This window comes from Pseudomonas fluorescens group sp. PF-1 (assembly GCF_054481335.1).
This window is the reverse complement of sequence record NZ_JBTMNG010000002.1, coordinates 1,632,649-1,650,249: the sequence shown is the minus strand read 5'-3', so window position 1 is coordinate 1,650,249 and position 17,601 is coordinate 1,632,649. Positions and strand designations below refer to the sequence as shown.

Annotated in this window: 17 protein-coding genes; 1 reads left to right on the top strand and 16 read right to left on the bottom strand. The window is 58.4% G+C overall.

What is annotated here, in order from left to right:
* Nucleotides 1–59: 59 nt before the first annotated feature.
* The 9 genes from ACX3YD_RS22135 to ACX3YD_RS22095 all read right to left on the bottom strand — a co-directional run bounded on the left by ACX3YD_RS22135 (nt 60) and on the right by ACX3YD_RS22095 (nt 8,712).
* Complete coding sequence (locus ACX3YD_RS22135) at nt 60–1,391, bottom strand: IS4 family transposase (RefSeq protein WP_458960985.1); 1,332 nt, start codon at nt 1,389–1,391, stop codon at nt 60–62.
* Nucleotides 1,392–1,513: 122 nt separating this feature from the next.
* On the bottom strand, nt 1,514–2,521 hold the full coding sequence (rpoS, locus tag ACX3YD_RS22130) for an RNA polymerase sigma factor RpoS (protein ID WP_130209716.1): 1,008 nt from the start codon (nt 2,519–2,521) through the stop codon (nt 1,514–1,516).
* Nucleotides 2,522–2,624: 103 nt separating this feature from the next.
* Nucleotides 2,625–3,479, bottom strand: a complete 855-nt coding sequence (locus ACX3YD_RS22125) for a peptidoglycan DD-metalloendopeptidase family protein (protein WP_103403598.1) — start codon at nt 3,477–3,479, stop codon at nt 2,625–2,627.
* A 211-nt stretch (nt 3,480–3,690) separates the two neighbouring features.
* Nucleotides 3,691–4,326: a protein-L-isoaspartate(D-aspartate) O-methyltransferase gene (locus ACX3YD_RS22120; protein WP_177329343.1), complete on the bottom strand. Its 636-nt coding sequence runs from the start codon at nt 4,324–4,326 to the stop codon at nt 3,691–3,693.
* 41 nt (nt 4,327–4,367) lie between these two features.
* The gene (gene surE / locus ACX3YD_RS22115) at nt 4,368–5,117 is read right to left on the bottom strand and encodes a 5'/3'-nucleotidase SurE (protein WP_047526347.1); all 750 of its coding nucleotides are present in this window, start codon (nt 5,115–5,117) and stop codon (nt 4,368–4,370) included.
* Nucleotides 5,105–6,163, bottom strand: coding sequence for a tRNA pseudouridine(13) synthase TruD (truD, locus tag ACX3YD_RS22110; protein ID WP_458960984.1), 1,059 nt, complete (start codon nt 6,161–6,163; stop codon nt 5,105–5,107). Before truD ends, surE begins: the two co-directional genes overlap by 13 nt.
* Nucleotides 6,160–6,633, bottom strand: a complete 474-nt coding sequence (gene ispF / locus ACX3YD_RS22105) for a 2-C-methyl-D-erythritol 2,4-cyclodiphosphate synthase (protein WP_090316982.1) — start codon at nt 6,631–6,633, stop codon at nt 6,160–6,162. The genes truD and ispF overlap by 4 nt, the downstream gene beginning before the upstream one ends.
* A gap of 43 nt (nt 6,634–6,676) precedes the next feature.
* Nucleotides 6,677–7,528, bottom strand: coding sequence for an S-formylglutathione hydrolase (fghA, locus tag ACX3YD_RS22100; protein WP_458962073.1), 852 nt, complete (start codon nt 7,526–7,528; stop codon nt 6,677–6,679).
* Nucleotides 7,529–7,599: 71 nt separating this feature from the next.
* Complete coding sequence (locus ACX3YD_RS22095) at nt 7,600–8,712, bottom strand: S-(hydroxymethyl)glutathione dehydrogenase/class III alcohol dehydrogenase (protein WP_015093777.1); 1,113 nt, start codon at nt 8,710–8,712, stop codon at nt 7,600–7,602.
* A gap of 107 nt (nt 8,713–8,819) precedes the next feature.
* On the opposite strand from ACX3YD_RS22095, the gene ACX3YD_RS22090 reads away from it, so the two are divergent.
* On the top strand, nt 8,820–9,716 hold the full coding sequence (locus ACX3YD_RS22090; RefSeq protein WP_103403601.1) for a LysR family transcriptional regulator: 897 nt from the start codon (nt 8,820–8,822) through the stop codon (nt 9,714–9,716).
* Between the two features lie 7 nt (nt 9,717–9,723).
* Here ACX3YD_RS22090 and ispD read toward each other — a convergent pair whose 3' ends face one another.
* The 7 genes from ispD to ACX3YD_RS22055 form a co-directional block, all read right to left on the bottom strand.
* The gene (gene ispD, locus ACX3YD_RS22085) at nt 9,724–10,431 is read right to left on the bottom strand and encodes a 2-C-methyl-D-erythritol 4-phosphate cytidylyltransferase (protein ID WP_458960983.1); all 708 of its coding nucleotides are present in this window, start codon (nt 10,429–10,431) and stop codon (nt 9,724–9,726) included.
* The gene (ftsB, locus tag ACX3YD_RS22080; protein WP_047526337.1) at nt 10,428–10,706 is read right to left on the bottom strand and encodes a cell division protein FtsB; all 279 of its coding nucleotides are present in this window, start codon (nt 10,704–10,706) and stop codon (nt 10,428–10,430) included. Before ftsB ends, ispD begins: the two co-directional genes overlap by 4 nt.
* A gap of 171 nt (nt 10,707–10,877) precedes the next feature.
* Nucleotides 10,878–12,167 (bottom strand): phosphopyruvate hydratase, encoded by a 1,290-nt coding sequence (eno, locus tag ACX3YD_RS22075; protein ID WP_090316970.1) that lies wholly within the window; start codon nt 12,165–12,167, stop codon nt 10,878–10,880.
* A 156-nt stretch (nt 12,168–12,323) separates the two neighbouring features.
* On the bottom strand, nt 12,324–13,169 hold the full coding sequence (kdsA, locus tag ACX3YD_RS22070) for a 3-deoxy-8-phosphooctulonate synthase (RefSeq protein WP_103403603.1): 846 nt from the start codon (nt 13,167–13,169) through the stop codon (nt 12,324–12,326).
* 5 nt (nt 13,170–13,174) lie between these two features.
* Nucleotides 13,175–14,806 (bottom strand): CTP synthase, encoded by a 1,632-nt coding sequence (locus tag ACX3YD_RS22065; protein WP_047526333.1) that lies wholly within the window; start codon nt 14,804–14,806, stop codon nt 13,175–13,177.
* A gap of 274 nt (nt 14,807–15,080) precedes the next feature.
* Complete coding sequence (tilS, locus tag ACX3YD_RS22060) at nt 15,081–16,409, bottom strand: tRNA lysidine(34) synthetase TilS (RefSeq protein ID WP_458960982.1); 1,329 nt, start codon at nt 16,407–16,409, stop codon at nt 15,081–15,083.
* Between the two features lie 137 nt (nt 16,410–16,546).
* Entirely contained in the window at nt 16,547–17,494 is a 948-nt protein-coding gene (locus tag ACX3YD_RS22055; protein ID WP_103403605.1) for an acetyl-CoA carboxylase carboxyltransferase subunit alpha, read from the bottom strand.
* Nucleotides 17,495–17,601: the final 107 nt, after the last annotated feature.

Genomic DNA, 17,601 nt, shown 5'->3' with positions numbered 1-17,601 from the left:
CCTGCGCTTAGATTGTTTTTCCATGGCAACAAAAAGCCCCGAACCAGTCGTAATGCTGTTCACTTAAGTGGAGCAGCCTTACGGTCTACTGGAAATCGGGTTTTTGAGATCTTCACCGTCCTTGGCCTCGAAGGCCTTGGACGGTGATCCAGAAACAATCCTCCAATACCTGCCCTTAACTCTGCCAAGCGTCTCCCTATGGCTGAAATCGGGTTGGCCGCTGCCATCACAATCAATTGCACCGCGATGTACTGACAAGCCGGTTTGAAACGGATGTCCGAGGGCGCTCGGCCAAACGCCACCGCTGCCTGACTGGCTTCCCGACGAATTACGTTGTAAGCCAGCAAAAGTCCCCACACCTCCAGATAAATCAGCTCGACTTTTTTGCTGCGCAAGGTCATGGCGTTCTGTTGCATCGAACTCTTGATGTCCCTGAAGCCCAGCTCGATCTCCCAGCGTTCCTGATAAAGCTTGGCCACGGCTTTGGCGTTGTAGGTGTCAACCGGCAAGGACGTCATGACGGTCTTCACCTTGCCTTGAATTTCATAGCTGACTTCACGTACCTCCCAGTGCGATGGAAGGGCCGGATTTCGCTTTCTGGCCTGCGGCGAGACTTTCATGCGCACCAAACGATCATGCTGGCTGTAGCGGGTCACTTCTTCGCAGACCAGTCCTTTTTTTGCCGGGATCAACCAGTGACGGTTGCTACCCGCGCTGCTCAGACTCGACAGCAGCTCGGCGCCCCAGAACCCTTTGTCGAACAGCGTCACCGAGTGGTCGGGAATCTGCTGCAAAAACTCGTCGGCCAAGCGCATTTCACTGCGTCGGTAAGGGCTCAATTGCGCATCCAGGATCACATGCGAACGCACATTCATCAGCGCCACCAGACGCAGCATGGGAAACGGTGTCTGGCGCTCACTCGGAGTATTTCCCGACCCGAAGTGGTCCCGAAGCTCGGGCGTATCCGGGGTGCGTAAAAGTGCACCGTCCACCGCGAATACCTGCAGGTCGTGCCAGGCATCATCGTCGTAGCGCTCTGCCCCCCATTGAGTACCGGTCTTGCGAAACAGCCACTCAACAGGATCGGCACCGAGCCGCTTTCGCGCCTCGGTCACACCGCTGCGGGCCAACAAGTGGTCAGAAGCCAGACCTTGGGCGCAGATATTCAGGCGTCTGGCCACTTCGTGAACGGGCTCATCTCGAAATAGCGCCATCCCCAAGACCAACCAAAGCACTTGATCAGCGGGCAGACGACGCCGGCGAATGGTCGCCTGACTCGACAAATCCAGTGCAGACGCTATCCATTCAAGGGGAATGTTTTGAGTAAAAGTGCTCAGGTCGCAGAAGTTGAAAAGGTCGCCGAGGTCGAGCAGGTCCTGTTGAACAGACATAAAAAATCCGATGCCAGAGGTCTGGCATCGGATTTTCGATGAAGCCCGGTTTGGACTCAAATGCTTAAGTGAACAGCATTACGAACCAGTCGGGGCTTTTTTTTAGCTGCTACACAAGGCTGTTACTGAAACAGCGACTCGCTAGACAAGCCATTTTTCTCCAGGATCTCCCGAAGACGCTTCAGGCCTTCAACCTGAATTTGTCTGACCCGTTCCCGGGTCAGGCCAATTTCCAGGCCTACGTCTTCAAGGGTGCTGCTCTCATGACCTCGCAGGCCGAAGCGACGGACTACCACTTCGCGTTGCTTGTCGGTCAACTCGGAAAGCCATTGATCAATGCTCTGGGACAGGTCGTCGTCCTGCAACAACTCGCATGGATCGGTTGGGCGATCATCGGTAAGGGTATCCAGCAGGGTTTTATCCGAATCCGGACCCAGCGAGACGTCGACTGAGGAAACTCGCTCGTTCAGGCCAAGCATGCGCTTGACCTCGCCTACCGGTTTTTCCAGCAGGTTGGCGATTTCTTCAGGTGAAGGTTCATGGTCGAGTTTTTGCGTCAGCTCCCGTGCGGCCCGCAGGTACACGTTGAGCTCTTTGACCACATGGATCGGCAACCGGATGGTCCGGGTCTGATTCATGATCGCGCGTTCGATGGTTTGACGAATCCACCAGGTCGCGTAGGTCGAAAAGCGGAAGCCACGTTCAGGATCAAACTTCTCCACCGCCCGGATCAACCCCAGGTTGCCCTCTTCGATCAGATCAAGCAGCGACAGACCACGATTGACGTAACGTCGGGCGATTTTCACCACCAGTCGCAAGTTACTTTCAATCATGCGTTTGCGCCCGGCCGGATCACCACTTTGCGACAGGCGCGCAAAATGCACTTCTTCTTCAGGGGACAACAGCGGGGAAAAACCGATTTCATTGAGGTACAGCTGCGTGGCATCGAGCGCCCGCGTGTAGTCAATGTACTTGTGTTGCTTTAGCGAAGCGGAGTGTTTGGATTTGGCACGAACGGAAGGTGGAGCCGCCCCTTCATCATTCGACATCGAATCCGCACCAATGCCGGTCTCCATCAGGAGAACCTCATCGTCGATGTCAAACTCCGGCACTTCTTTACTGAGAGCCATTGTTATAGTCCTTTGGTGAGTTCGACCTCAAGCTCAAGCGGCGCCTTTATCCTTGGCAACGCTGGAGCCTGTCCCCTCTACGATGGAACAGGCTGGTAAGCGATCAACGACGTGGCAGGAATTGCAGCGGATCTACAGGTTTACCTTGACGGCGAATCTCAAAATGCAGTTTCACCCGGTCCGTACCCGTTGACCCCATTTCGGCAATTGTCTGTCCGACCTTGACCTGCTGCCCCTCCCGAACCAACAGCCTGCGGTTATGTCCGTAGGCACTGACGTAGGTTTCGCTGTGTTTGATGATCACTAATTCGCCGTAGCCCCTTAAGCCACTCCCGGCGTATACCACCGTCCCATCAGACGCAGCTAAAACAGGCTGTCCCAAATCCCCGGCGATATCAATTCCTTTATTCAAACTACCGTTTGAAGAGAATTTTCCAATTAAAATGCCATTAGATGGCCATCCCCAGCCGGTCGGGGCCGGACCGGCTGGAGGCATCGGAGCGGGTGCTGGCTTGTTGGCGACGGACGGTACAACCGCTGTCGCAGTGCTGGTCGAACCGTTTACCGGACGACGGATAACCGTGGTTTTACTCGAGGACGAAGGCGTTGAATTCGACGAGCTGACCGTCGTCGACGTTGAATCGCTACGCCCGTCGAAGCGAATCGTCTGACCCGGATGGATCGTATAGGGCTCAGCAATGTTGTTGCGTGCCGCCAGGGCCTTGTAGTCCCAGCCGTAACGAAAGGCAATGGAAAACAGCGTGTCCTTGGGGCGGACGACATACTGCCCCGTCGTTACCGCCGGACGCTGGGCGACGGCATTGTTGCGATCGACCACGCGTACATCGCTGGATTTGTTGCTGGAACAACCGACCAGCAAGGTGCTCAAGACAAGGCCAGTCACCAGGCGCTGAAAGCTCGTTGTACCCATACGCTGCGCAATGACTGTGAGACTCACCCGCCGCTCCCTTTGTGGTGGCTGAAAATATGATTTGCCGTGGTCCGGCATGAAATGTCGCAAGTATAACGGGCCGTGCACGCTTTACCTTTAATGAAGCGAAATGGCTTCGCGCACACGTTTGCTGCTGGACAAAACAACCCGTTTAACCAATCGACGCCGCTGTAAGACAAAGGCAATCGAAGAGAATTCAGAACCCTGAAACAAATGATCAGGCCAGTGGTCCGTTGAGCAACGGAACGAAGCGAACCGATCCCAGAACACGTCTGGAAAAGCCCTGTTCTTCCCTGATGATCAGCATCAATTGTTGAACCTCGCCCGACCCGACCGGGATCACCAGACGCCCTCCCGGCGCCAGCTGATCGAGCAGTGCCTGAGGCACATCGGTCGCCACGGCGGTCACGATAATACCGTTGTAGGGCGCCAGCGCCGGCCAGCCCTCCCAGCCATCGCCCCAGCGAAACACCACATTGCGCAGGTTCAATTCGACCAGGCGCTCCTTGGCCCGGTCCTGCAGCACCTTGATGCGCTCGACGGAAAACACTCGCTCGACCAGTTGCGACAAAACGGCCGTCTGATAACCCGACCCCGTGCCGATTTCCAGCACCTTGTCCAACGGACCTGCTTCCAGCAGCAGCTCGCTCATGCGCGCCACCATATAAGGCTGGGAAATGGTCTGGTTATGTCCAATCGGCAGCGCCGTGTCTTCATAAGCACGGTGCGCCAGCGCTTCGTCGACAAACAGGTGACGCGGTGTACGGCGGATGACTTCCAGCACCCTGGCGTTCGACAACCCCTCCTCATACAAACGCTGGATAAGCCGTTCACGGGTCCGTTGCGAAGTCATCCCGATGCCGCGCCGCAGCATATCGTCGTGCTCACGAGACATCAGCGCAGCCCCTCCAGCCAGCCATCGAGACTTCTGAAGGCGTCATTGAAGGTGCGATCCAGTTGCAGCGGAGTGATGGACACATAGCCCTGCATGACCGCATGGAAATCAGTGCCCGGGCCACCGTCCTCGGCATCTCCGGCAGCCGCGATCCAGTACCCGGCCTTGCCTCGCGGATCGACCACCTGCATCGGTGCCGCCGCGCGAGCGCGATGGCCCAGACGGGTCAACTGGATGCCACGTATGTGATCCAGCGGCAAATTCGGAATATTCACGTTCAATACCGTACGCGGAGGAAGATCGAGCTCAGCGTGGGCTTCGACCAGTTTGCGCGCAAAGTACGCCGCTGTAGGAAGGTTCTCGACTTGTCGTGAAACCAACGAAAAGGCGAATGAAGGACGCGCCAGGAAACGCCCTTCGAGCGCCGCCGCCACGGTTCCGGAATACAGGACATCGTCCCCCAGGTTGGCGCCCAGATTGATCCCGGAAACCACCATGTCCGCTTCACGTTCCAGCAAGCCGTTCAGGCCCAAGTGCACACAATCGGTCGGTGTGCCGTTAACGCTGATAAAGCCATTGGCCAGCGTCTGTGGGTGCAACGGACGGTCGAGCGTCAGCGAGCTGCTGGCGCCGCTTTTGTCCTGGTCCGGGGCGATAACCACGCATTCGGTGTAATCCGCCAGCGCAGCATAAAGCGCGGCGAGACCGGGTGCGGCTACCCCATCGTCGTTAGAAATCAGAATACGCATGGGCTGTCCGTCTGCCCCACCGGCACCAGATCAACAAGTTCGCGCACCAATACAGTGGCGAAGCATCCGGCCGGCAGGACGAATTCCAGTTGCAGAATGTCAGGCTCGGGATAATGCCACGTCAACCCGGCTATGGGCAGTCGCAGGATGCGACGTTCGTGGCTCATTCCGGCGTTAATCAACCAATCGCGAAGGTCGGCTTCGCGTGCGGCGATTGCCTGCTCCAATTCATGGACAGCGCCCGTGGCCGGCGAGTCACCTTCACCCCACTGCGGGCCGGTCGGATGCAGATCGAGAATCGCCAGACGAGGGTCGCTGCACTCGGCCTCACCGGCCGGAAAGAAGCTGCGGCTATCGGTGAATGCCAGCAAATCACCCACTTGGGCGCGCTGCCAGGTGCCATCGGCAACACGGGCTGCCAACACCTGGTTGAACAGAAAGCTACGGGCTGTGGAGAGCAGGCGCGAACGAATGTTGCGCTGCTCCGGCAACGCCTTGCGCGCAGCCCAGGCGCGGGCATCGACCACATTACCGCCGTCGTGCCCGAAACGCTGGGCGCCGAAATAGTTGGGGATGCCTTGTTTGGCGATCAACTGTAGACGCTCTTCAACGGCCGCCTTGTCGCCGGCGAACTGCGTCAGGCGCAAAGTAAAGCCATTGGCCGAGTGGGCACCGCGTTGCAGCTTGCGCTTGTGCCGACTGGTCTTGAGGATTTTCAGCGTGTCGTTTTCTGCCGCCGACAGATCCGGATCGGCCTTGCCCGGCAGTTGAACGCTGAACCACTGGCGGGTCAGCGCCTGGCGATCCTTGAGCCCGGCATAACTGACAGTGCGCAATGAAACGCCGGCTGCCTTGGCGATTCGCCGCGCCGCTTCTTCAGTGTTCAGACCGCGCTTTTCCACCCAGATCCACAGGTGTTCACCGTCACCGCTCAGCGGAATATCAAGGACTTCGTCGACCTGAAAATCTTCCGCGATGGCTTTCAGGACTGCAGTGCCAAGGGCTTCACCATAGGCCCGCGGGCCGAGCAATTGCAGTTCGTTCATGCGCGCAGCAACAAGGCAACGGAGTGCACCGCAATGCCTTCTTCGCGACCGACAAAGCCAAGCTTTTCGGTAGTGGTAGCTTTAACGTTCACTTGATCCAACTCAACTTGAAGATCCGCGGCAATCAGTGCGCGCATCGATTCGATATGCGGGGCCATTTTTGGCGCTTGGGCGACAATGGTGTTATCGACGTTGCCGACTTTCCAGCCCTTGGCGTGGATCAATGCGACGACATGACGCAACAGCCCACGGCTGTCGGCGCCCTTGAATTGCGGGTCAGTGTCCGGGAAGTGCTTGCCGATGTCGCCCAGCGCAGCCGCGCCGAGCAAGGCATCGCTCAAGGCGTGCAGCAGGACGTCACCGTCGGAGTGAGCGAGCAGCCCGAAGCCATGTGCAATACGCACGCCGCCCAGAGTGATGAAATCGCCTTCAGCGAAACGGTGCACATCATAGCCGTGGCCAATACGCATAAAAAAACGCCCCGAATTTTGTCAGGGCGTGATTCTACCTGCATTAGGCACCTAGAGCATGCGCGTGATGCCGCAAGTGATCATCGATGAAACTGGCGATGAAGAAATAGCTGTGGTCATAGCCGGGTTGCAGACGCAAGGTCAGCGGATGACCCGCCAGTTTGGTCGCCTGCTGCAAGGCTTCCGGCTTGAGCTGGGTGGCCAGAAAATCATCGCGATCTCCTTGGTCTACCAGCAGCGGCAGCTTCTCGTCGGCCTCGGCAATCAATGCGCAGGCATCCCACTCGCGCCATTTCGAGCGATCTTCCCCGAGGTATCGAGAAAAAGCCTTCTGGCCCCAAGGGCAGTCCATCGGATTGTTGATCGGCGAAAAAGCCGACACCGACAGATAACACCCCGGATTGCGCAAGGCACAGACCAGCGCGCCATGGCCACCCATGGAGTGACCGCTGATGCCGCGCTTGTCGGACGCCGGGAAATGGGCTTCGACCAAAGCCGGCAATTCCTGCACGACATAGTCATGCATCCGATAGTGGCGCGACCATGGTTCCTGCGTGGCATTCAGATAAAACCCGGCGCCGAGACCGAAGTCCCAGGCACCATCCGGATCACCCGGTACGTCCGGACCACGAGGGCTGGTGTCCGGCGCGACGATGATCAACCCCAGCTCGGCCGCCATGCGCATGGCGCCGGCCTTCTGCATGAAGTTTTCGTCGGTGCAGGTCAGGCCGGATAACCAATAAAGCACGGGCAGCTTGCCGCCCAGCTCCGCTTGTGGTGGCAGGTATACGGCGAACACCATGTCGCAGCCGAGCACCTCGGAACGATGCCGGTAGCGTTTGTGCCAGCCGCCGAAGCTTTTCTGGCAGGAAATATTTTCCAAACTCATGGGAATCCTCCCGGCAGCAAGCCGCAAGCTTGTAGCTGCAAGTCGAGGCGCGCTCTCTTGCAGCTTGCTGCCGCTTCTTAGAAATGGATGACGGAGCGGATGCTTTTTCCTTCATGCATCAGGTCGAAAGCCTTGTTGATATCTTCCAGACCCATGGTGTGGGTGATGAAAGTGTCCAACGGGATTTCGCCGGTTTCAGCCATTTCCACGTAGCTTGGCAATTCGGTACGACCGCGTACGCCACCGAACGCCGAACCGCGCCAGACGCGACCGGTGACCAGCTGGAACGGACGGGTGGAGATTTCCTGACCGGCACCGGCGACACCGATGATCACCGACTCGCCCCAACCCTTGTGGCAGCACTCCAGTGCGGCACGCATCAATTGGACATTGCCGATGCATTCGAAGGAAAAGTCGACGCCACCATCGGTCATGTCGACGATGACTTCCTGGATCGGACGGTCGAAGTCTTTCGGGTTCACGCAGTCGGTTGCACCCAGCTGTTTGGCGATCTCGAATTTGGCCGGGTTGATGTCGATGGCGATGATACGAGCCGCCTTGGCTTTGACGGCGCCGATGACGGCAGAAAGACCGATACCGCCGAGGCCGAAAATGGCCACGGTGTCACCGGGTTTCACCTTGGCAGTGTTGAGGACCGCGCCGATGCCGGTGGTGACACCGCAACCCAGCAGGCAGACTTTTTCCAGTGGCGCTTCTTTAGCGATTTTGGCGACGGAAATTTCCGGCAGCACGGTGTACTCGGAGAAGGTCGAAGTGCCCATGTAGTGGAAAATCGTTTCGCCCTTGTAGGAAAAACGCGAAGTGCCATCCGGCATCAGGCCTTTGCCTTGGGTCGCGCGAATCGCCTGGCAGAGATTGGTTTTGCCCGACAGACAGAATTTGCACTGACGGCATTCCGGGGTGTACAGCGGGATCACATGGTCACCGACGGCAACGGAGGTCACGCCTTCGCCGATCGCCTCGACAATCGCACCACCTTCATGACCGAGGATCGACGGAAAGATACCTTCCGGGTCGGCACCGGACAGGGTGTAGGCATCGGTATGGCAAACACCGGACGCCACCACACGCAGCAGCACTTCACCGGCCTTGGGCATGGCGACATCGACTTCAACGATCTCCAGCGGTTTCTTGGCCTCGAAGGCAACGGCGGCGCGCGACTTGATCATGGTGAAACTCCAGTGAATAAAAACGAGACAGGGAGTGTATTACAGCGCCTTACGGTGAATAATCCGGACAAAAGCAAAACATTATTGCTGCACAGGGATAATCCACGATGTCTGACAATCGCTGGGAAGGCATCGACGAATTTGTCGCAGTCGCCGAATGCAGTCAGTTCACTGCCGCCGCCGAACGCCTGGGGGTTTCTTCCTCCCACGTCAGTCGACAAATCGTACGCCTGGAGGAGCGCCTGCAAACCCGCTTGCTCTACCGCAGCACTCGCCGGGTGACGCTGACTGAAGCCGGGCAGACCTTTTTGCAACATTGCCAGCGATTGCAGGATGGTCGAGAAGAGGCGTTGCGCGCGGTCGGCGACTTGACCAGCGAACCCAAGGGCATGCTGCGCATGACCTGCGCCGTGGCATACGGGGAGCGCTTTATCGTGCCGCTGGTGACGCGATTCATGGGGCTCTATCCGCAACTGCGGATCGACATCGAACTGAGCAATCGCCAACTCGATCTGGTGCATGAAGGCCTGGACCTGGCCATCCGCCTGGGTCGCCTGCAGGACTCGCGACTGGTCGCCACCCGCCTCGCACCACGACGCATGTTTCTTTGCGCGTCACCTTCCTATCTGGAGCGTTATGGTCGCCCCCACAGTTTGTCGGAGTTAAGCCGTCACAATTGCCTGATCGGTAGCTCTGATCTCTGGCAACTGGAACAGAACGGGCGGGAATTTTCCCAGAGGGTCCAGGGAAACTGGCGTTGCAACAGTGGGCAAGCGGTGCTGGATGCGGCGCTACAGGGCGTAGGGTTATGCCAGCTGCCGGATTATTACGTGCTGGAGCACTTGAAAAGCGGTGCGTTGATTTCGCTATTGGAGGCGCATCAGCCACCGAATACGGCCGTCTGGGCGCTTTATCCACAGCAACGGCATCTGTCGCCCAAGGTGCGCAAACTCGTCGATTATCTGAAGGAAGGATTGGCGGAAAGACCCGAATACCGGGGTTAGGGATCGTCTAGCCTCGGTTAGCCCAGCGCTGACGCAACCATTCCAGATCTTCGGGGCGCGTGACCTTGAGGTTATCGGCGCGCCCTTCGATCAGGCGCGGCGCCATCCCCGCCCACTCCATGGCCGAAGCTTCGTCGGTGATGACGGCGTCGGCCACCAGGCTGTCCGCCAGCGCGCGATGCAATGCGCCAAGACGGAACATTTGCGGCGTATAGGCTTGCCAGATCACGCTGCGATCCACGGTTTCAAGCACGCGACCCTCCTTGTCGACCCGCTTCAAGGTATCCCGTGCCGGCACCGCCAGCAGTCCACCCACCGGATCATCCGCCAGATCGCCCAGCAACTTGTCCAGATCATCGCGACTCAGATTGGGCCGTGCGGCATCGTGCACCAACACCCAATCCTCGTCATCCGCACCCAACGCATGCAAATGCAACAGCGCATTGAGTACCGATCCGGAACGTTCGGCACCGCCATCAACGCGTTGAATGCGCCGATCGGAAGCACACGCCAGGTTCGGCCAATAAGGATCGTCAACCGCAAGACTGACCACCAACCCCTTAAGGGAAGGATGATCAAGGAAACAGCCAAGGCTGTGTTCGAGAATAGTGCGCCCGCCCAATTGCAAGTATTGCTTGGGACGGTCCGCGGCCATACGGGCACCGACGCCCGCGGCAGGAATCACGGCCCAGAAGGCCGGTAGAGGCAAATTCATTGTGCCAACTGGTAAAGGGTTTCACCGTCCTTGACCATGCCCAGCTCATGGCGAGCCCGCTCTTCAACGGTCTCCATGCCCTTTTTCAACTCGCTGACTTCAGCGTCCATCACCCGATTGCGCTCCAGCAAAGACTCGTTCTCAGCGTGCTGATCCGCGATCTGCTGAGTCAGTTCGGCCACTTGCGCCAGGCTGCCATTACCCACCCACAGGCGGTACTGCAGGCCAGCCAGCAGCAGGAGCAAGACGAGGAACAACCAATTGGGACTGCGCATCGAATATCAGGTATCCAGTGAAAAAAGACAGCCATACCAAAACATGAAGCTACTGATAGCACGAAGCCTGGATGAACCAGGCTTGTGCTTATAAGGCATCAGATTAGTGGTAAAAACATCGCCGTAGCGATTTTTCCGACACAATCCGGTGTCTTTTTTACCATGTACTGATTAGCCGCGGAATTCGCTGCGACCGTTGTACTTGGCTTTGCCGTTCAACTGCTCTTCGATACGCAGCAGTTGGTTGTACTTGGAAACGCGATCGGAACGGCACAGGGAGCCGGTCTTGATCTGGCCAGCCGAGGTGCCCACAGCCAGGTCGGCAATGGTCGAATCTTCAGTTTCGCCGGAACGGTGCGAGATCACCGCGGTGTAACCAGCGGCCTTGGCCATCTGGATGGCTTCCAGGGTTTCGGTCAGGGTGCCGATCTGGTTGAACTTGATCAGGATCGAGTTGGCGATCTTCTTGTCGATGCCTTCTTTCAGGATCTTGGTGTTGGTCACGAACAGGTCGTCGCCTACCAGTTGGGTCTTCTCGCCGATCTTGTCGGTGAGGATTTTCCAACCAGCCCAGTCGGACTCGTCCAGGCCGTCTTCGATGGAGATGATTGGGTAACGCTCGGTCAGACCTTTGAGGTAATCAGCGAAACCTTCAGCGGTGAAGACCTGGCCTTCGCCGGACAGGTTGTATTTACCGTCTTCGTAGAATTCGCTGGCCGCGCAGTCCAGGGCCAGGGTCACGTCGGTGCCCAGCTTGTAACCGGCATTGGCCACGGCTTCGGAGATCACTTTCAAAGCGTCTTCGTTGGAAGCCAGGTTAGGCGCGAAACCACCTTCGTCACCGACCGCAGTGCTCAGGCCACGGGCTTTCAGCACGGCTTTGAGGTGATGGAAAATCTCGGTGCCCATGCGCAGACCTTCCGAGAAAGTCTTGGCGCCTACTGGCTGAACCATGAATTCCTGGATGTCGACGTTGTTGTCGGCGTGCTCGCCACCGTTGATGATGTTCATCATCGGAACCGGCATCGAGTAAACACCCGGCGTGCCGTTCAGGTTGGCGATGTGAGCGTACAGCGGCAGATCCTGGTCCTGTGCAGCTGCCTTGGCGGCGGCCAGGGAAACGGCGAGGATCGCGTTGGCGCCCAGGGTTGCCTTGTTTTCAGTACCGTCGAGCTTGATCATCGCCAGATCCAGCGCTTTCTGGTCGCTTGGGTCAGTGCCTTTCAACAGGTCACGGATCGGACCGTTGATGTTGGCAACGGCCTTGAGTACGCCCTTGCCCAGGTAACGGCTCTTGTCGCCATCACGCAGCTCGAGCGCTTCACGCGAGCCAGTGGAAGCACCGGACGGCGCGCAGGCGCTGCCGATGATGCCGTTGTCGAGAAGCACATCCGCTTCCACGGTGGGATTGCCACGGGAGTCGAGAACTTCACGACCTTTGATGTCGACGATTTTAGCCATTGTTGTAAACACTCCAAAGTTGACGAAAACGACGCAGCTGTAGGAAATCTTTGATCGTCGGCAAGCGATGTGCAGCGGGCAGACTTGCAGACGATAAAGCTCAGACCCGAGGGCCTGAGCGTTAAATCGTGCGGTACTTTACCGGAGAATTGAGGATTACGCGGTTTCTACCGTCGGAAAACTCTTCACCAATTCGTCCAGCGCCTTGAGCTGGGCCAGGAATGGCTCCAGTTTATCCAGACGCAGGGCGCAAGGGCCGTCGCACTTGGCGTTGTCCGGGTCCGGGTGGGCTTCCAGGAACAGGCCAGCCAGGGACTGACTCATGCCTGCCTTGGCCAGATCGGTGACCTGGGCGCGACGACCACCGGCGGAATCGGAGCGACCGCCCGGCATTTGCAGCGCGTGGGTCACGTCGAAGAACACCGGGTACTCGAACTGCTTCATGATGCCGAAGCCAAGCATGTCGACGACCAGGTTGTTGTAGCCGAAACTCGAACCACGCTCGCAGAGGATCAACTGATCGTTACCCGCTTCCACGCATTTGTTCAGGATGTGTTTCATTTCCTGAGGCGCAAGGAATTGGGCTTTCTTGATGTTGATCACGGCACCGGTCCGGGCCATCGCGACCACCAGGTCGGTCTGGCGCGACAGGAAGGCCGGCAGTTGAATGATGTCACAGACTTCAGCAACGACTGCGGCCTGATCCGGCTCATGGACATCGGTGATGACCGGCACGCCAAAGGCCTGCTTGATGTCCTGGAAAATCCGCATGCCCTCTTCCAGGCCGGGGCCTCGGTAAGAGGTCACGGAGGAGCGGTTAGCCTTGTCGAAACTGGCCTTGAACACGTAAGGGATACCGAGTTTCTCGGTAACCTTCACGTATTCTTCGCAGACCTGCATCGCCATGTCGCGGCTTTCCAGCACGTTCATGCCACCGAACAGCACCATTGGCTTGTCGTTGGCAATCTCGATATCACCTACACGGATGATCTTCTGCGCCATAAGGTTCAAGCCTTCTTCTGGTGTTGAGCCAAGGCGGCCTTGACGAAACCACTGAACAACGGGTGACCGTCGCGAGGTGTCGAGGTGAACTCAGGGTGGAACTGGCAGGCGACGAACCATGGATGATCCGGTGCTTCAACCACCTCGACCAGCGCGCCATCACCGGAACGACCGGAGATTTTCAGGCCGGCTTCGATGATTTGCGGCAGCAGGTTGTTGTTCACTTCATAGCGGTGACGGTGACGCTCGACGATCACGTCCTTGCCGTAGCAATCATGAACCAGGGAACCCGGTTCCAGCAGGCAGTCTTGCGCGCCGAGGCGCATGGTGCCGCCCAGATCGGACGCTTCGGTACGGATTTCGACGGCACCGGTGGCATCTTCCCACTCGGTGATCAGGCCCACGACCGGGTGACCGCTGGCGCGATCGAATTCGGTGGAGTTGGCGTCTTTCCAGCCCATGACGTTACGAGCGAACTCGATCACGGCCACCTGCATGCCCAGGCAGATACCCAGGTATGGCACTTTGTTTTCGCGAGCGTATTGAACAGCAGTGATCTTGCCTTCCACACCACGCAGGCCGAAACCACCAGGCACCAGGATTGCGTCGACACCTTCGAGCAACGCGGTGCCCTGGTTTTCGATGTCTTCGGAATCGATGTAGCGCAGGTTGACCTTGGTACGGTTGCTGATGCCGGCGTGACTCATCGCTTCGATCAGCGACTTGTAGGCGTCCAGCAGCTCCATGTACTTGCCGACCATGGCGATGGTGACTTCGTGCTCCGGGTTGAGCTTGGCGTCGACTACGGCGTCCCACTCGGACAGATCGGCGCCGCCGCATTGCAGGCCGAAACGCTCGACGACGAAATCGTCCAGACCCTGGGAGTGCAGAATGCCCGGGATCTTGTAGATGGTGTCGGCGTCTTCCAGCGCGATCACCGCGCGTTCTTCAACGTTGGTGAATTGCGCGATCTTGCGACGGGAAGACAGATCGATCGGATGATCGGAACGGCAAACCAGCACGTCAGGTTGCAGGCCGATGGAGCGCAGCTCCTTGACCGAGTGCTGGGTTGGCTTGGTTTTGGTTTCGCCGGCAGTGGCGATGTACGGCACCAGCGTCAGGTGCATCAGCATCGCGCGCTTGGCGCCGACTTCGAAACGCAACTGGCGGATGGCTTCGAGGAACGGTTGGGATTCGATGTCACCCACGGTGCCGCCAATCTCGACCATCGCGACGTCGGCATCGCCGGCGCCCTTGATGATGCGGCGCTTGATTTCGTCGGTGATGTGCGGGATGACCTGGATGGTCGCCCCCAGGTAGTCACCACGGCGCTCTTTGCGCAGCACATGCTCGTAGACACGGCCGGTGGTGAAGTTGTTGTTCTGGGTCATGGTCGTGCGAATGAACCGCTCGTAATGGCCCAGGTCCAGGTCGGTCTCGGCGCCGTCGTGGGTGACGAACACCTCACCGTGCTGGAACGGGCTCATGGTGCCCGGGTCGACGTTGATGTACGGGTCCAGCTTCAGCATGGTGACCTTAAGTCCCCGCGCCTCCAGGATGGCCGCCAATGATGCCGATGCAATGCCTTTCCCCAATGAAGAAACAACACCGCCCGTGACGAATATGTAGCGCGTCATGAAAAACCCTAGAAGTCTGCGTTAAAGCGGTCCGAGCCGCCGGGGAAAGCGAAGGAAGGCCGAAGCCCCCGATCACCTGCATTAATCACAGTGCACCTTTCAAAAAAACCGCCGCGTTGGGACAAACCGGAAGATGAAACACCGGTACGTTGCTCGCTACACATTTTTTGGAATCGCCCAGCAAAGACTGCTTGGTAATCGGCAACTCCTGCAATTCAGGCGAATCCACAGAAGTTGTATCAAGAAGGGAGCGTAGTCTACCGGAAAGCCCCTTTCATCTCAAACCTTGATCCTCGTCAGGCGGCTGCCAATGTAAATTCCAGCTTCCCGCCGCAGCGCCATCGAGCCCCGGCAGGTTCGCCACCGCCAGCAATTGCTGACCTTTGAACAGCAGCGGCAATCTGCCGCGCACGAACAATGGTACAGCGCATTCGTTAAGCAAACGCTTCAGATCGCGATGCCCCCGACCTGGCAAATCCATCATTTCTCCGCCTTCACGATAGCGGATATGCAGCGGCCCCTCCGGGATTGCACCGGTGATTTTCAGCACTCCATTTTCGGGCAAGGCCAGAGGAGACGCCGGCTCCAGCCATGCCCCGACAGCGGGGCAAGCGCGCAACCAGTGGCCGGTCAGCCACCAGATGCGGCCGCCAGACCGATGCAATTCGCCATCGGCCAACCGCCAGACCGGACGGGCATCACCCGCCGCATCGCGTAAATCTTGCCAACCCGACCAATGGTCGGTATCCGGTAGTCCTGTCAGCGACTCGAGCCAATGGCCAAGCGCATTGCGTTGACGCGCGGTGGAGAGTTTCTGCAGTGATGCCAACTCCAGCGATGGCAACTTGAGCCACTCGAAAGGACTGTCCGTGCTGGCGTCGAGCAGATCCATTTGTGCCAGGTCGTCGAGCAATCCCTGCGCTTCGCTCAGATGCGCAGCGCTGCGGGCCATGGTCGCGGCGGCCTGCGGCCACCGCGCGGTCAATGCGGGGAACACTTGATGACGCAGGTAATTGCGCGAGAAATGTCGATCCTGGTTGGAAGGATCCTCGATCCAGCTCAATTGATGCTTGGCCGCATAGGCTTCCAGATCGGCGCGACTCGCCTCCAGCAGGGGCCGCAACAGATAGCCGTTACCCAGCCGACGCTGGCGAGGCATTCCCGACAGACCTCGCACCCCGGCCCCACGCAACAAACGGAAAAGCAGGGTTTCGGCCTGATCATCACGATGCTGACCGGTCAACAGAACGTCGTTGCCCCCGGTAACCTCGACGAACGCGCCATAACGGGCATCCCGGGCCGCACGCTCAGGACTGGCGCCGGGCTGCACTTGCACACGGACAACCCGCAACGGTACGCCCAGCGCCGCGCACAACGACCGACAATGGTCCGGCCAGGCTTCAGCCACAGCCTGAAGACCATGATGAACATGAATGGCACTTAATGGCGGCAGGGATTCGGTTTTTGCGAGTGTTGCGAGAAGGTGCAGCAGGACAGTGGAGTCAAGACCGCCGGAGAAGGCGATGCGCCAGTTTTTGGCGTTGCGCCAGGGCGCGAGATTCAGGAGAAGTCTGGTTGGCAGATCACTATTGGACTGGCTCATATCCTTCATTCACACAAATCAAATGTGGGAGCGAGCTTGCTCGCGATAGCGGTATAACAGACAACGGATTGGTCGAATGTTAAGCCCCATCGCGAGCTGGCTCGCTCCCACAGGGTAGAGCGAACAGCGCGGTCAGATCAGAGACCGTAGCTCATCAGACGCTCGTAACGACGGGCCAGCAGCGCTTTGTGGTCGAGCTTCTTCAGCATCGCCAGTTGCGAGCTCAGCTCGGCACGGATATTGGCAGCTGCCGCCGCTGGATCACGGTGCGCACCGCCCAAAGGCTCGCTGATCACTTTGTCCACGATGCCCAGGCCTTTCAGGCGCTCGGCGGTGATACCCATGGCTTCAGCGGCGTCCGGTGCTTTCTCGGCGGTTTTCCACAGAATCGAAGCGCAACCTTCCGGAGAGATCACCGCATAGGTCGAGTACTGCAGCATGTTCAACTGATCGCAAACGCCGATCGCCAAAGCACCACCGGAACCACCTTCACCGATCACGGTGGCGATGATTGGGGTTTTCAGGCGAGCCATGACCCGCAGGTTCCAGGCAATGGCTTCGCTCTGGTTGCGCTCTTCAGCGTCGATGCCAGGGTAAGCGCCCGGCGTGTCGATGAAGGTCAGGATCGGCATCTTGAAGCGTTCGGCCATTTCCATCAGGCGGCAGGCCTTGCGGTAGCCTTCCGGACGCGGCATGCCGAAGTTGCGGCGAACCTTTTCGCGCACTTCGCGGCCTTTCTGGTGACCGATCACCATCACTGGCTGGTCATCCAGGCGGGCGATACCGCCTACGATGGCGGCGTCGTCGGAGAAGTGGCGGTCGCCGTGCAACTCATCGAACTCGGTGAAGATGTGTTCGATGTAGTCCAGGGTGTAAGGACGACGCGGGTGACGCGCCAGACGCGCGATCTGCCAGCTGGTCAGCTTGCCGAAGATATCTTCGGTCAGCGTGCTGCTTTTGTCCTGCAGGCGGGAGATCTCATCGCCGATATTCAGCGAATTGTCATTACCGACCAAGCGCAACTCTTCGATCTTGGCTTGCAGGTCGGCGATCGGCTGTTCGAAATCTAGAAAATTCGGGTTCATAGGCGTCCGTCTTGGGTCGACGTCCAAGAGAGCTTGGGCCGGCCGGTTGTCTATTCGCGCCCTACCTTAAGGGACAGGCGCGTTCAGGTCGAGATTAAAAATTCAGG

Bases quoted from the DNA above. Each gene is read 5' to 3' on its own strand.
- ACX3YD_RS22135 (WP_458960985.1), bottom strand. From the start codon at position 1,391: ATGTCTGTTCAACAGGACCTGCTCGACCTCGGCGACCTTTTCAACTTC.
- rpoS (WP_130209716.1), bottom strand. From the start codon at position 2,521: ATGGCTCTCAGTAAAGAAGTGCCGGAGTTTGACATCGACGATGAGGTT.
- ACX3YD_RS22120 (WP_177329343.1), bottom strand. From the start codon at position 4,326: ATGACTTCGCAACGGACCCGTGAACGGCTTATCCAGCGTTTGTATGAG.
- surE (WP_047526347.1), bottom strand. From the start codon at position 5,117: ATGCGTATTCTGATTTCTAACGACGATGGGGTAGCCGCACCCGGTCTC.
- truD (WP_458960984.1), bottom strand. From the start codon at position 6,163: ATGAACGAACTGCAATTGCTCGGCCCGCGGGCCTATGGTGAAGCCCTT.
- ispF (WP_090316982.1), bottom strand. From the start codon at position 6,633: ATGCGTATTGGCCACGGCTATGATGTGCACCGTTTCGCTGAAGGCGAT.
- ACX3YD_RS22095 (WP_015093777.1), bottom strand. From the start codon at position 8,712: ATGATCAAGTCGCGCGCCGCCGTTGCCTTCGAGGCCAAGAAACCGCTG.
- ACX3YD_RS22090 (WP_103403601.1), top strand. From the start codon at position 8,820: ATGTCTGACAATCGCTGGGAAGGCATCGACGAATTTGTCGCAGTCGCC.
- ispD (WP_458960983.1), bottom strand. From the start codon at position 10,431: ATGAATTTGCCTCTACCGGCCTTCTGGGCCGTGATTCCTGCCGCGGGC.
- ftsB (WP_047526337.1), bottom strand. From the start codon at position 10,706: ATGCGCAGTCCCAATTGGTTGTTCCTCGTCTTGCTCCTGCTGCTGGCT.
- eno (WP_090316970.1), bottom strand. From the start codon at position 12,167: ATGGCTAAAATCGTCGACATCAAAGGTCGTGAAGTTCTCGACTCCCGT.
- kdsA (WP_103403603.1), bottom strand. From the start codon at position 13,169: ATGGCGCAGAAGATCATCCGTGTAGGTGATATCGAGATTGCCAACGAC.
- ACX3YD_RS22065 (WP_047526333.1), bottom strand. From the start codon at position 14,806: ATGACGCGCTACATATTCGTCACGGGCGGTGTTGTTTCTTCATTGGGG.
- tilS (WP_458960982.1), bottom strand. From the start codon at position 16,409: ATGAGCCAGTCCAATAGTGATCTGCCAACCAGACTTCTCCTGAATCTC.
- ACX3YD_RS22055 (WP_103403605.1), bottom strand. From the start codon at position 17,494: ATGAACCCGAATTTTCTAGATTTCGAACAGCCGATCGCCGACCTGCAA.